This is a genomic window from Citrobacter sp. R56 (assembly GCF_016811995.1).
In the GTDB taxonomy this organism is placed as follows: domain Bacteria; phylum Pseudomonadota; class Gammaproteobacteria; order Enterobacterales; family Enterobacteriaceae; genus Citrobacter_D; species Citrobacter_D enshiensis.
On sequence record NZ_CP069160.1, the window covers coordinates 45336 to 57699 of the forward strand.

Here is a 12364-nt window from a genome sequence, read left to right on the forward strand (position 1 = left end):
AGCATACAGCAGCATCCATGCCAAGCCATAACCGAAATCAAGAATGGATCAGTTCGCCAGGTCGCGCAGGGCTTGCAGTTCCTTGCCTGCACTGGCGTTGAGACTGGTTTCCAGGGCGTCGTAACGCTCGATGAGCTGTTGCCCGAGTGGTGTCAGGGATGCGCCACCACCGCCTTTGCCGCCAGTCGCGGTTTCGACAACCGGGCGGCCAAACCCTTCATTGAGGGAGTCGATCAGCAACCAGGCACGCTTGTAGGGCAAGCCGAGCGAACGGGCCGCTGCCGCAATGGAGCGGGTTTCGCCAACGGCCCGCAGCAGGTCGATCTTGCCGGGACCGATGGCGATCCCGTCGCCGATGTAGATGCGTGGTCGCACGAGGACAGCGCACGGCTTGTTTTTCTTGGAAGTCATATATCAGAGGCGATTCAAATTTTGGCCAGCAGTCTCTGCCCATCTGGGCGCAACTCACCCTTTGGAGAGATATGTCGGTACAAAGTCTGTCGCGTGATGCCGAGTTCCTGGCACAGGTCACCGACCTTGGTTTCCGGCTGCCCCATCGCTGCCATCGCCAGCCGCAGCTTGGCCGCCGTCATCTTGAAAGGGCGTCCGCCTTTGCGGCCCCGTGCCCGCGCCGAGGCCAGCCCCGCTACCGTGCGCTCGGCGATCAGCTCGCGCTCGAACTCGGCCAGCGCCGCGAAGATGCCGAAGACCAGCTTGCCGGCGGCGGTCGTGGTGTCGATAGCCGCGCCGTGGCCAGTCAGCACCTTGAGGCCGACGCCGCGCCCGGTCAGGTCGTGCACGGTGTTGATGAGATGCCGCAGGTCGCGCCCTAGCCGGTCGAGCTTCCACACCATCAGCGTATCCCCCGACCGCAGCGCCTTCAGACAGCTCGCCAAGCCGGGGCGATCCTCGCGCTTGCCCGATGCCTGATCCTCATACAGATGCGCCGCATCGACGCCGGCCGCGATCAGCGCGTCACGCTGCAAGTCGGTCGCCTGGGAGCCGTCCGCCTTCGATACCCGCATGTAGCCGATCAACATCTCGCACCTGTCACATATACGTTCGATTATGTGACAGTGTGAGCCAGAACGTGCCTGGCGTCAAAATTTGTCACTTAACCCGTCATTCTGACTACGGTACGCAAAGGGTGTGCACGGCTCGTAATGTGACAGAAATTCCAGAGGAATCCCCTCGTTGGCGAAGGTGAGCCGCAGACGTTCCAGCGATTCGGGGTCGCGTCGCCCATAGGACGCCAGCGTGAACAGTGAGCGGGCCGTCTCCGGGTTGTGCCGTGCCTCAATGATTGCCTCACCAATGGCCTGGGCCGCCCGTTGCCAATGGTTGACGGGTTCGGGTTTCGGTTTCTTCTCGGGCAGGCCATTGGTGAAGCCCGTCTGCGGTTCGGCCAGGAACAGCGGGGCGTGTTCCCCGCGCGGGAACAGCGCCCTCGACTCGATCAGCGCGATGGCGGTGGCTGCGGCTTCCAGCATCTGCACCTGCACGGCCGGGGCCAGCACCTCGAAGGGCCGCCACAGGCTTTGCCCCGCACGCAGCGGATGGCCGCAATGCTCCCAGACCTGGCGGATGCAGCCCGCGCTGCCGCCACAGTGCGACAGCGGGGTGTTCAGTTCATCGAGCAGGGTGCGCAGCAGCCGGAACCACAGACCGGCATGGATGCGCCGACGCGGCAGTTCCACGAAACCGGTCGTCAGGGCCTGCCAGGTGCGTCGGTCCATGCCAGCAATCGCCGCATTGGCAGGACACGGAGCCGCCTCCGCGTTGTCCCACTGAAGATGCCGACCGGGCAGACCCCAATAGGACGCCAGCCAGCAGCCATGCTGCGGGCAGCTCAGCATGAGCGGGAGTTGCCAGACAAGCAGCACGGCCTGGTTCACCGGATCGTTCAGGCACAGCGGGCAGGCCCGGCGCATCGGCTGGCTTGGCAGCCAGGCACGCCAGCGCGTGATGGATCGCGCCTTGCGCTTGGGCAGCAGCACCGAGCATTGGAACGCATAGGTTTCCAGGGCCGCAGGCAGCGAATCCTCAAGGCTGTCCAAGAGCCACGGCACCCAGCCGGCCAAGCTCATCTCACGCAAGCGCTCCAGCTCAACCCCGCTGCGCTGGGCAATCATCGTCAACAAGGACAAGGGTGGCTCGGTATCCAGGTCATCGAGCTGGTCATGGCCGAGATCGTGTGCCAGCAGCTCATGCACGTCCATCCGGTAGCAGGCAGCGACCCGGTTCAGCCAGGAGGACAGGGCTTCGCCTTCCCTGGGGGCCGGATGCAACGGCCAACGCGGTGCAGGCTTCACATCAGTTCCCGCTCGAATTGCCGTCGCCGTTCGCTGGGGCCGGTGTAGTCGGCCATGCTAAGCGTGCGGTGGTTGATCGCCTCTTCACCGCTTTCCACGGCGGCAATGGCCGCCGCCATCAGCAGATGCGCCAGTTCTCCGATAGTGCCCTCGCTGCGGGTGAGCAGGTAGCGGGCCATGTCCAGCGTGGCAATTGGCGAGGGTCGCCGCAGCGGGAGCGAAGCCGCGAAGCTGGCCAGCAGTGAGCAGCAATCGTCGTTGGCCTCCCACACCGGCAGCATCATCGGCTCGAAGCGGTTTTCCAACTGATCGTCCGAACGGATGGCCAGGTAGGCGTCGCGTGTGCCGACGCCGACCAGCGGGATGCGCAGCTCGTTGCCGAGAAAGCGCAGCAGGTTGAGGAATTCCCGGCGGTTGACGCTGTTGCCGGCCAGGACGTTGTGCAGCTCGTCGATCACCAGCATGCGCACGCCAACCTTGCGCAGCAGGGCCAGCGCCAATTGCTCCATCTCCGGCAGCCGCGGACGTGGGCGCAGTGGGGCACCCATCGCCGCGAGCAGCGCGACGTAGAAGCGGATCACTGAGGGTTCGGACGGCATCTGCACCACCAACACAGGAATGTGCTCTTGGTCGGCATCGGCGCAGGCCGGGTGCGAACGCCGGAACTTCTCGACGATCATCGACTTGCCGTTGTTGGTGGGGCCGATCAGCAGCAGGTTGGGCATGCGTTGCTTGTTCGGCCAGGCGAACAGGGTTTCCAGCCGGTTCAGCGCCTCGACCGCACGCGGGTAGCCGATCCAGCGGTCGGCACGGATGCGCTGGATGCGCTCGTCCGCTGGCAGCCGGGCCAACCCCTGCGCCGCCGGCAGCAAGTGGGACAGGTCAACGATGGGGTATTCGTCCACGGCTACCACTCCTCGATCTGGTCGAACGGTTTGGCCGGTGGCAGGTTGGCTGCCTGCGAGTCCGCCATGCCCGTATCCGGCGGTGTAGGCTTGACGGGCGGAACCGACTGCTTGAGGTGCTGGCGTCGATCCGCATCACGCCGCGCCTTGCGCGTGGCTTTCTGGGCGGTGGTCACGATCTCGCGCATCTGGCCGATCATGCGAAACAGCGCCGACTCATCCACCTGCTCGCGTCCGAGCTGACGCAGTTTCGCCAGCGCCTGGCGCTGCTCCCAGAGGGTGACAGCCGGGTGCGACAAGGTGCGGTACGGGACTTCCAGGTAGTGCTGCCCCTCCGGCTCCAGCACCCAGATGCGGCTGATGTCGCGCGGATCGCGCCGGATCAGGAAGGCCGGCAAGCGGTCACGCCGGGCGATCCACGGCTTGAGGGCATCGGCGTAGTAGTGGATGTGGTCGATGACAAAGCCGGTGCGAGTCAGCGTGCGACGAATGACCGGCAGAAAATCGACCAGGAACGCGGTGGGCCGTGTGACCACGGGCGGCACGCCGATCCGCGCCACGGCCTCGGTCCAGCGCGCGGCCGGTGGCTGGAGCAGGCCGTTGTGCACCGAGGCGTGGTAGGTGCCCACGGCCAGCGTAAGCCAGCGCTCCAGCTCGCGCAGGGTCAGGGCGGCCATCTTGTCGGCGTCGTACTCGCCGCGCTGGCCGGGATTGGAAAAGGTCGTGCCCGGCAGCTCATCATGGATCATTTGCATGGCGGTGCCGATGATCCTTTCCACGATGCCACCGTAGTGCGGCTGGCCGGGCGGCCGGTAGTCCAGACGGATGCCATGCTGCTCGCAGCCCCGACGCAGCGCCTCGCTCTTGAACTCGGCCGCGTTGTCCAGGTAGAGCAGTCTGGGCTTGCCGCTCATCGACCAGTCCATCGCCACATCCAGCCCTTCCAGCCAGGGACGCTTGTCGCAGGCGACATGCGCTAGGCACAGGCCGACCGAGACGGCGGACGGCGCTTCGAGCGTGACCACCATACCGAGCACGCAGCGGGTGAAAACGTCGATGGCCAGCGTGAGATAGGGGCGGCCAATCGGCTGCCGGTCGTGTGCATCCACCACGATCAGGTCGATGACCGTGTGGTCGATTTGCACTTGCTCCAGCGGCTCGGAGACGGCCGGCGGGATGCCGCCCACGCCTTGCAGTTCTCGGGAGGCATCTTGACCTTCCCGGCGGCGCACCGTTTTGAGCGGATCGAGGCCGGCGATACGCAAAGCCACGGTGTTGCGCGTCGGCACCCGCAGCTTCTGCGCTTTGCAGGCTTGCGCGACTTCGCGATGGAAGGCCGCCAGGCTGCGCTTCTGCTTGGTCAAGAACCGCCTTTGCAGCAGCTCACGGATGATGCGCTCGACCGGCTCCGGCAAGCGGCCCTTGCCTTTACCACCACTGGACTGCCCAGGAGCGAAGTCAGTGACCAGCCCCGCGCCTTGCCGGGCGCGGCGGATCAGGGCATAGACCTGCCGCCGGGACAGGCCCAGCGCCTGGGCTGCCGCGTCGGCCGCCGCATGCCCGACCGGCTCAGACTGCGCCAACGGCCCGATGATTTCGGCACGACGGCGCGCACGCTCCCAAGCCTGATCTGGCAGGGTCGCTACGCCTTGCTCGGGAATCCGAGAGGTATCGGTCGCCATGCTCACCTCGCTTTGGTGCACACGAGTATTGAGCATAGACGAGTTTCGTGCAGAGGAGTCCTGATATTGAGCTATCAGGAGCCGACTGCACAGCAGCCTTCAAACCGCGTATTTTGGTGCAGTCGCCTTCTGAAAATGACACATCTGACATCAAGTTAGGGTATGCCTCAATCTGACGGCTGCGAACCGCCAGGGACAGGCGCAATGTCAGATTCTGTCGCGGCCTTGGCGCGTGCCTGGAAGCGTTCATAGCAATCCAGCCCGCAGAAATGTTCGACGTATTCCGCGCCTTCCGGGGTGAAGGCGGCATCGAGCGGAATTTCTTTGCAGCATACGCAGCAGGTGGTGCAACTGGCAGTGTTCGGGGCGTTTGCGTTCATGGTGGTACTCCTCCAGATTGGTAGCGAAGCTCAAAGCTGCCCACTCTCGGCTGGCTGGGAAGCGGTCATGATCTTCCCTTGAAGGCCCGCAGCAGCCGCGTCACAGACAGGACAAACAAGCCGGTCAGCGTGAGGGCTGCAATACCCCAGTGCTCCCCGATGAACGCGCCGGCCGTCGTGCCGGCTAGCACAATGGCGAGAATCGGCAAATGGCAGGGACAGGTGAGCACGGCCAGCGCGCCCCACAAGTAGCCGGTGATCGGTTTGTGCGTCTCAGACGGCAAGTGCTCTGGGCTGTTCATGGCAGACTCTCCGCGTGCTGTGCCGGTTCGGTTGGCATGGCGGCCAGTTGCATTTCGAGGCTGGCCAGGGCCTCGCGCCGACGCTCGACGAGTTGCCGCAACACGGCAAGCTGCGCAGACGCACCGTCACCGTCCGCAGCATCCAGCGCCCGGCACAGCCGCGCCAGTGCGTCCAGGCCGATACCCGCTTCGAAGGCAGCCCGTACAAAGCGCAGCCGTTGCAACGCGGTGTCATCGAACAAGCCGTAGCCGCCCGTGGTGCGCGCGACCGGCCGTAGCAATCCGCGCAGCAGGTAGTCGCGCACGATATGCACGCTCACCCCGGCATCAAGGGCCAGCCGGGACACTGTGTAGGCGCTCATTGAACACCTCCTTTTCCTCATCCGGCGCAGCACGAAAGCTGCTTCACGTCCTTGCTGAAGGTCTGCGCCGCGAGCTTCAGCCCTTCGACCATGGTCAGGTAGGGGAACAATTGGTCGGCCAGTTCCTGCACGGTCATACGGTTGCGAATGGCGAGCACCGCCGTCTGGATCAGTTCACCCGCTTCCGGGGCCACCGCTTGCACGCCGATGAGCCGTCCGCTACCTTCCTCGATGACCAGCTTGATGAAGCCGCGTGTGTCGAAGTTGGCAAGCGCACGCGGCACGTTGTCCAAGGTCAAGGTGCGACTGTCGGTCTCGATCCCGTCGTGATGTGCTTCCGCCTCGCTGTAGCCCACGGTGGCGACCTGCGGGTCGGTGAACACCACGGCCGGCATTGCGGTCAGGTCCAGGGCCGCATCGCCGCCAGTCATGTTGATCGCAGCACGGGTGCCGGCCGCTGCCGCCACATAGACGAACTGAGGCTGGTCGGTGCAGTCGCCAGCCGCATAAATGTGTGGCGTACTGGTGCGCATGCCCTTGTCGATGACGATGGCCCCCTGCGCATTGGCAGCGACTCCCGCCGCTTCCAATGCCAGGCTGCGCGTGTTCGGTGCCCTGCCAGTGGCGACCAGCAGCTGGTCGGCGCGTATTTCACCGTACCCGGTGGTCAGCACGAATTCGCCGTCCACATGCGCGACCTGGCTGGCTTGCGTGTATTCCAATACCTTGATCCCTTCGGCACGGAACGCGGCTGTAACGGCCTCGCCGATGGCCGGGTCTTCGCGGAAGAACAGCGTGCTGCGTGCCAGGATCGTCACTTTGCTGCCCAGCCGGGCAAAGGCTTGCGCCAGTTCCAGCGCCACCACAGACGAGCCGATCACGGCCAGGCGCTCGGGAATGGTGTCGCTGACCAGGGCCTCGGTGGAAGTCCAGTAGGGTGACTCTTTCAGGCCCGGAATCGGCGGCACGGCCGGGCTGGCACCCGTGGCGACCAGGCAGCGGTCGAACGCCACCACACGCTCGCCGCCATCGTTTAAACGGACGGCAAGGCTCTGGTCGTCCTTGAAACGCGCTTCACCATGCAGCACGGTGATGGCCGGGTTGCTGTCCAGGATGCCTTCGTACTTGGCGTGGCGCAGCTCATCGACGCGCGCCTGCTGCTGGGCCAGTAGTTTGCTGCGATCAATCGCAGGCACAGTCGCCGCGATGCCACTGTCGAATGGGCTTTCACGGCGCAAATGGGCGATATGGGCAGCGCGGATCATGATCTTGGACGGCACGCAGCCGACATTGACGCAAGTACCGCCGATGGTGCCGCGCTCGATCAGCGTGACGTTCGCACCTTGCTCGACGGCCTTCAGCGCCGCCGCCATCGCGGCTCCGCCGCTGCCAATAACGGCGACGTGCAGTCCGTCCCCATCACCACCAGCCTTGTCGCCACCGCCCAGCCATCCCAGCGCCTTGCCAAGCAGTCTGCCCCGCGCTGAAGTGGATGGGGCATCGGCGGGTGTGGCCTTGTAGCCGAGGCCGGCCACAGCGGCGGTCAGCGCCTCTGGCGAGGTGCCGGGATCGGTGGCGAGTTGCGCGGAGCCTTTCGGGTAGGACACGAGCGCCGACAGCACGCCCGGCACTTTCTCCAGGGCGTCCTTGACATGTGTCGCGCACGAGTCGCAGGTCATTCCGGTGATATTCAAATACATTGCATCGTTCCTTTTCGTTTCGGCAACTGCCAATGCAGTTAGCCGTGTTTGGGTGGTAGTTCGCAGCGGCGGTTGGCCGGTGAGAGCAGATCCCAGATCGACACCCCGATCATCAAGGCCAGACCGACATAGAGGAGGTTCGCCGTCCACCAATTGCCAAAAAACAAGAGCATGGCCGCCAGCACGATGGCTGGGCCGACCATCCCGAGCAGGCTGCGGTACCATTGCCGATGACTCAGCCAGCCCAGTGCATTCGCCAGCAAAGCCACGACTGCGAACAGCGGCAGCAGCTTGGAGATAAACAACCCTTCGTATTCCTGTAGAAAGCCAAGGCCGATGGCCGCGCCCAGGCTGGCGATAGCCGGGAAACAGGCAGCGCATCCCATCGCGGAAACAACGCTGCCAAGCGCGCCAGCCTTGTCGGCAATGCGTGTAATCAGTCCCATGATCGCCCCAGGTTCGGGTTCAGTGGCTCACTGCTTGACGCTGGACGGATAGCCCGCGTCTCCGGTTGCCTTGGTCAGCTTCTGCACGCTGGTCTTGGCATCATCGAACGTGACAACCGCTTCGCGTGTCTCGAAGGTCACGTCAATTTTGCTGACGCCTTCGACCTTGGAAATCGCCTTCTTGACGGTGATCGGGCAGGTGGAGCAGGTCATGCCCGGTACGGACAGCGTGACGGTCTGGGTGGCGGCCCACACGGGGGCAACAACGGCAGCGAGGGCGAGGGCGGCAAACAGTTTTTTCATGATGAACTCCTGTGATTAATAGAAAAATGGCATGACGTAGGGAAATCCGAGCGCGACCAGGACCAGCGCGGCCACGATCCAGAAAATGAGCTTGTAAGTAGCTCGCACTTGGGGAATCGCGCAGACCTCACCCGGTTTGCAGGCTTGCGCCGGGCGGTAGATGCGCCGCCAGGCGAAAAACAGCGCGACCAGCGCTGCGCCGATGAAGATCGGGCGATAGGGTTCCAGCACCGTCAGGTTGCCGATCCATGCCCCGCTGAACCCCAAGGCGATCAAAACCAGCGGCCCCAGGCAGCAGGCCGACGCAAGAATGGCGGCCAGCCCACCGGCGAAGAGCGCGCCGCGCCCGTTTTGTGGTTCAGACATACGCTTGTCCTTTCAAATTTGGTTTGGATAGCTTAAGCTTACTTCCGTAGTTATGTACGGAGTCAAGCGATATGCAAATTAATTTTGAGAATCTGACCATTGGCGTTTTTGCCAAGGCGGCCGGGGTCAATGTGGAGACCATCCGGTTCTACCAGCGCAAGGGCCTGCTGCCGGAGCCAGACAAGCCCTATGGCAGCATTCGCCGCTATGGCGAGGCGGATGTAACACGAGTGCGGTTCGTGAAATCGGCCCAGCGGCTGGGCTTTAGCCTGGACGAAATCGCCGAGCTACTGCGGCTGGAGGATGGCACCCATTGCGAGGAAGCCAGCGGCCTGGCCGAGCACAAGCTCAAGGATGTGCGCGAGAAGATGGCCGACTTGGCACGCATGGAGGCCGTGCTGTCTGAACTGGTGTGCGCCTGCCATGCGCGGAAAGGGAACGTTTCCTGCCCGCTGATTGCGTCACTGCAAGACGGAACGAAGCTCGCTGCATCGGCGCGGGGGAGTCACGGGGTGACTACGCCTTAGCGTGCTTTATTTTCCGAATTCTGAGACGACCCCATTATGGCCATTTTGCTCGCAGGATTTGTGGTATTGCTCAGGCAGGCCGGTTCAGCCCGGCATCCGCTTTTGCAGATGCTGCGTGAAAAAGGGATTCGGCCGGGCAGATCTGAACTGTTGCTGTGCCGCCGACCGTCGTTCGTCAGTGCCGGTCAGCTGATGACGGCGCGGGAGCAGCGTTTTCTGCGCCGGCTCGACAGGGTGATCGATACCCGGCACTGGCGGCTGTGCCCGCAGGTTCGTGTGGCCGATATCGTCAGAGTGGCGCCCGACCGTAAGTCCGGGAGCCGTGAATGGTGGCAACTGTTCCGCCTGGTATCGCAGTGGCACTGCGATGTGGTTATCACGGACCGCGCCGGGCGAATCATTGTGGCAGTGGAGCTGGACGACCGTTCCTATCAGGCGCCGAAACGTCAGCGGCGTGACCTGCTGCTGGAAGAGGTGCTGAAACAGGCGGGTATCCCGCTGCTGCGTGGCGATGATGAGCAACAGCTGGCGGAGCGCGTCAGAGCACACCTTTGCGCACAACGACAGGAGACTGCGGCATGAGTCCGGGGAAATCTGTTGCCCTGCATCCTTTCAGGCCGGTCCTGAATTTCTCCGCGCTGCAGCGCGATGTCATCCGGATGGTCGCGTTTATGGCAATGGTGGGGGACCACATCGCCACTGCCTTCCAGCTGGATATGCCCTTACTGAACATGGCCGGGCGTTGTGCATTCCCCCTGTTTGCGCTGGTCAGCGGCTGCAACATGGCAGGCAAAACCCTGCGTCAGCACAGCCTCAACCGCCTGTGGCTGATGGCACTCATGGCCCAGCCGGGTTACTGGCTGGCCTTCAGGGAAGCCGGACTCATGTGGTGGCAACTGAATATCCTGTTCGCCTTCGCCGTTGTTATGCAGGTGGCTCGATTCCTGCAGGCTGCGTCCGTGTTTAATGGCGTTGCGGCGTTTTCAGCCCTGGTGGGGTATCTGCCGCTTAGCTCTGCCAGTTACGGTATACCAGGTCTGCTGATGCTCACCGGCGCGGTTCTTATCTGGCAGGTCCGGGACTCACTGCGGCCAGCCCTGTTTGCTGTCTGGCTGTTGCTGGTCGCCCTGCTTAATGCCCGTCACGGTGATGTGATGATGCTCTCTGGCGTACTGCTGACGTTGACTGTGCTGTTTTGCGTGTACGGCCTGGTACCGGCTCCCGGGCGACGCCTGCAGGCCGGACGGTGGTTTGCACCAGCGTATGCCCTCCATCTGCTGTGTATTGGTTTTCTGGTCAGTGTTCTTTGACCTGTCTTTACTGTCGCTTCAATCAAACAAAAGGAATTCACATGAAAAATAAGCAAATCGCTTTATCTGCGGTTATCTCCGGTTGCCTGTCATTAAGCGGGCCGACGTTTGCTTCGTCAAAAGGGCCTGTACTTATCCATTCAGAACTACCTGAACAGATTATGGCAGCGCCTACCGCGGTGCCTGAGCAGGTCACGACTAACGTGCTTCTGCGACAGATTCTGGCGGAGGTGATAAAGGTAAACAGCCTGAAGGAGGATAACCGCTGTAGCGATGGTGAGAAGAAGTATTCTCCGGGTTACATCATCAGCGTTGGCAATAAAACGCTGCGATGCGATATCAGCAAGGACTACCCGCAATGGATCGAGGGGAACAAAGCTTGAGGGCCGAAAAAACTTCCGCATGATCCTGTTTGTTCAACTAAACGGCCTGACGCCTCCGCAGGGCGTCGTTGTCCAACCCCGGCAATCGGGGAAAAGCAAGTTTTCCCCGATTCCGGCGTTTCTGAATACATCCAGCGAAGGAAATACCATGCAAATAATGTCTAAAAAACATATGTGCCGATGGTTTCTGCCCAGTCTGCTCGGTCTGGTTCTGTGCGTGCCAGTACCGAATACTTACGCAGCCACCGTTGAGGCAGGATTTTCTCCGGAAGGTACAGCTCTCCAGCTGGTTCTTAAGACAATTGAGACCGCGCAACAGGAAATCCGTCTGATGGGCTATTCCTTCACCTCTCCGGAGGTGGCCAGGGCACTAGTCAGGGCAAAACGTCGGGGTGTAGATGTGGGCGTGGTTCTGGACTGGAAAGCTAATACCGGAAAGAACAACAACGCCAGTAAAGCAGCCATGAACATTCTGGTTGGTGCTGGTATCCCGGTTCGTACAGTCAGTGCCTACAAAATTCTCCATGACAAAGTGATCGTCGTTGATGGCCGCAACACCCAGGTCGGCTCCTTTAACTTCAGCCGGGCTGCAGACCGTTCGAATTCAGAGAACGTGCTTGTCGTCTGGGATGACCCAGTCTTAGCCCGCAGCTACCTGAACCACTGGACATCCCGCTGGGCGCAGGGAACGGACTGGAAACGGACGTACTGACATCCCAAAAAACGATCCTGAAACGTAAACCGTGCGCCAACACAGGTTACGTTCATAAAGTAAGTCGCTGATTTCAGGAATCTGTAGTATTCTCTGCAAGCGATCCAAGTTTGATCCTTGAGGAGGCAGAGATGTCGCAGATCGATAATGCAGTAACTTCCTCATCGAAACGAGCTTACCGAAAGGGTACGCCTCTTAGTGTAAGTGAGAGGAAAATGCGTTCGGTATCCCGTAAAAGGGAGACTCATAAACCTGTAAATGTGTTCATCCAGAATTCTCACAAAGATAAACTGGACGCATTTTGTCAGGAGAATGGGTTAACTCAGGCAGAAGCGATAGAGCTGCTCATAAAACGAGAATTGTTAGGTGAGTAGTCACATTCCTTGATCGAACTGTCTTTGAATGCTAAATTCCTGTTCGTATAAAGAATTTTGATGGCTGGCCACGCCGTAAGGTGGCAGGGAACTGGTTCTGATAGGTATCAACCTGGGACCAGAAAAGCAAAAACCCCGATAATCTCATCCATTCTTGGCGGGACGGTAAGATTAACGGGGCCTACTTAAACTGTATAGAAGCTGTTGCTCTATGCAGGGAGTATAGTTTTATGCTCAGAAAAGTTCAACACCTGTTTCTGCGCCATTTGCTCCTTCCGTGCAACATAAGTGCGGGCGGGT

Annotated in this window: 18 protein-coding genes and 1 pseudogene; 6 read left to right on the forward strand and 13 right to left on the reverse strand. The window is 61.5% G+C overall.

What is annotated here, in order from left to right; all coding sequences use genetic code 11:
* Window positions 1–48 precede the first annotated feature (48 nt).
* The 12 genes from JM656_RS22100 to JM656_RS22155 all read right to left on the reverse strand — a co-directional run bounded on the left by JM656_RS22100 (window position 49) and on the right by JM656_RS22155 (window position 8758).
* Entirely contained in the window at window positions 49–411 is a 363-nt protein-coding gene (locus tag JM656_RS22100; RefSeq protein ID WP_151605732.1) for a winged helix-turn-helix domain-containing protein, read from the reverse strand.
* A gap of 14 nt (window positions 412–425) precedes the next feature.
* Entirely contained in the window at window positions 426–1040 is a 615-nt protein-coding gene (locus JM656_RS22105; protein WP_151605731.1) for a recombinase family protein, read from the reverse strand.
* Window positions 1041–1100: 60 nt separating this feature from the next.
* On the reverse strand, window positions 1101–2312 hold the full coding sequence (locus JM656_RS22110) for a TniQ family protein (RefSeq protein WP_151605730.1): 1212 nt from the start codon (window positions 2310–2312) through the stop codon (window positions 1101–1103).
* Window positions 2309–3217: a TniB family NTP-binding protein gene (locus tag JM656_RS22115; protein WP_151605729.1), complete on the reverse strand. Its 909-nt coding sequence runs from the start codon at window positions 3215–3217 to the stop codon at window positions 2309–2311. Before JM656_RS22115 ends, JM656_RS22110 begins: the two co-directional genes overlap by 4 nt.
* A gap of 2 nt (window positions 3218–3219) precedes the next feature.
* Window positions 3220–4899, reverse strand: coding sequence for a DDE-type integrase/transposase/recombinase (locus JM656_RS22120; RefSeq protein ID WP_203361365.1), 1680 nt, complete (start codon window positions 4897–4899; stop codon window positions 3220–3222).
* A gap of 167 nt (window positions 4900–5066) precedes the next feature.
* Window positions 5067–5279, reverse strand: a complete 213-nt coding sequence (locus tag JM656_RS22125; protein ID WP_000993245.1) for a DUF3330 domain-containing protein — start codon at window positions 5277–5279, stop codon at window positions 5067–5069.
* A gap of 65 nt (window positions 5280–5344) precedes the next feature.
* Window positions 5345–5581, reverse strand: a complete 237-nt coding sequence (gene merE, locus JM656_RS22130) for a broad-spectrum mercury transporter MerE (protein ID WP_001087807.1) — start codon at window positions 5579–5581, stop codon at window positions 5345–5347.
* On the reverse strand, window positions 5578–5943 hold the full coding sequence (merD, locus tag JM656_RS22135) for a mercury resistance co-regulator MerD (protein WP_203361366.1): 366 nt from the start codon (window positions 5941–5943) through the stop codon (window positions 5578–5580). The genes merE and merD overlap by 4 nt, the downstream gene beginning before the upstream one ends.
* Window positions 5944–5960: 17 nt before the next feature.
* Window positions 5961–7643 carry a mercury(II) reductase gene (gene merA / locus JM656_RS22140; protein WP_000281123.1) on the reverse strand — a complete coding sequence of 561 codons (1683 nt, stop codon included), beginning with the start codon at window positions 7641–7643 and terminating at the stop codon, window positions 5961–5963.
* 38 nt (window positions 7644–7681) lie between these two features.
* Entirely contained in the window at window positions 7682–8089 is a 408-nt protein-coding gene (gene merC / locus JM656_RS22145) for an organomercurial transporter MerC (RefSeq protein WP_000522993.1), read from the reverse strand.
* A gap of 27 nt (window positions 8090–8116) precedes the next feature.
* Window positions 8117–8392 (reverse strand): mercury resistance system periplasmic binding protein MerP, encoded by a 276-nt coding sequence (gene merP / locus JM656_RS22150; RefSeq protein ID WP_000732276.1) that lies wholly within the window; start codon window positions 8390–8392, stop codon window positions 8117–8119.
* Between the two features lie 15 nt (window positions 8393–8407).
* A complete protein-coding gene (locus JM656_RS22155; RefSeq protein WP_001294660.1) occupies window positions 8408–8758 on the reverse strand; it encodes a mercuric transport protein MerT in 351 nt (116 codons plus the stop codon).
* 71 nt (window positions 8759–8829) lie between these two features.
* On the opposite strand from JM656_RS22155, the gene merR reads away from it, so the two are divergent.
* The 6 genes from merR (at window position 8830) to JM656_RS22185 (ending at window position 12064) form a co-directional block, all read left to right on the forward strand.
* Window positions 8830–9285: an Hg(II)-responsive transcriptional regulator gene (merR, locus tag JM656_RS22160; RefSeq protein WP_001166628.1), complete on the forward strand. Its 456-nt coding sequence runs from the start codon at window positions 8830–8832 to the stop codon at window positions 9283–9285.
* A gap of 36 nt (window positions 9286–9321) precedes the next feature.
* On the forward strand, window positions 9322–9867 hold the full coding sequence (locus JM656_RS22165) for a DUF2726 domain-containing protein (protein ID WP_203361367.1): 546 nt from the start codon (window positions 9322–9324) through the stop codon (window positions 9865–9867).
* Window positions 9864–10595, forward strand: a complete 732-nt coding sequence (gene traX, locus JM656_RS22170; protein WP_042005196.1) for a type-F conjugative transfer system pilin acetylase TraX — start codon at window positions 9864–9866, stop codon at window positions 10593–10595. Before JM656_RS22165 ends, traX begins: the two co-directional genes overlap by 4 nt.
* Window positions 10596–10636: 41 nt before the next feature.
* A complete protein-coding gene (locus JM656_RS22175) occupies window positions 10637–10978 on the forward strand; it encodes a hypothetical protein (RefSeq protein ID WP_203361368.1) in 342 nt (113 codons plus the stop codon).
* Window positions 10979–11126: 148 nt separating this feature from the next.
* Window positions 11127–11690, forward strand: a complete 564-nt coding sequence (locus tag JM656_RS22180) for a phospholipase D family protein (protein WP_203361369.1) — start codon at window positions 11127–11129, stop codon at window positions 11688–11690.
* Window positions 11691–11821: 131 nt separating this feature from the next.
* Window positions 11822–12064, forward strand: coding sequence for a replication regulatory protein RepA (locus tag JM656_RS22185; RefSeq protein WP_000078032.1), 243 nt, complete (start codon window positions 11822–11824; stop codon window positions 12062–12064).
* Here the strand turns inward: JM656_RS22185 and JM656_RS22555 are convergent.
* Window positions 12065–12216: pseudogene (locus tag JM656_RS22555) on the reverse strand (replication protein RepA).
* Between the last annotated feature and the right edge of the window lie 148 nt (window positions 12217–12364).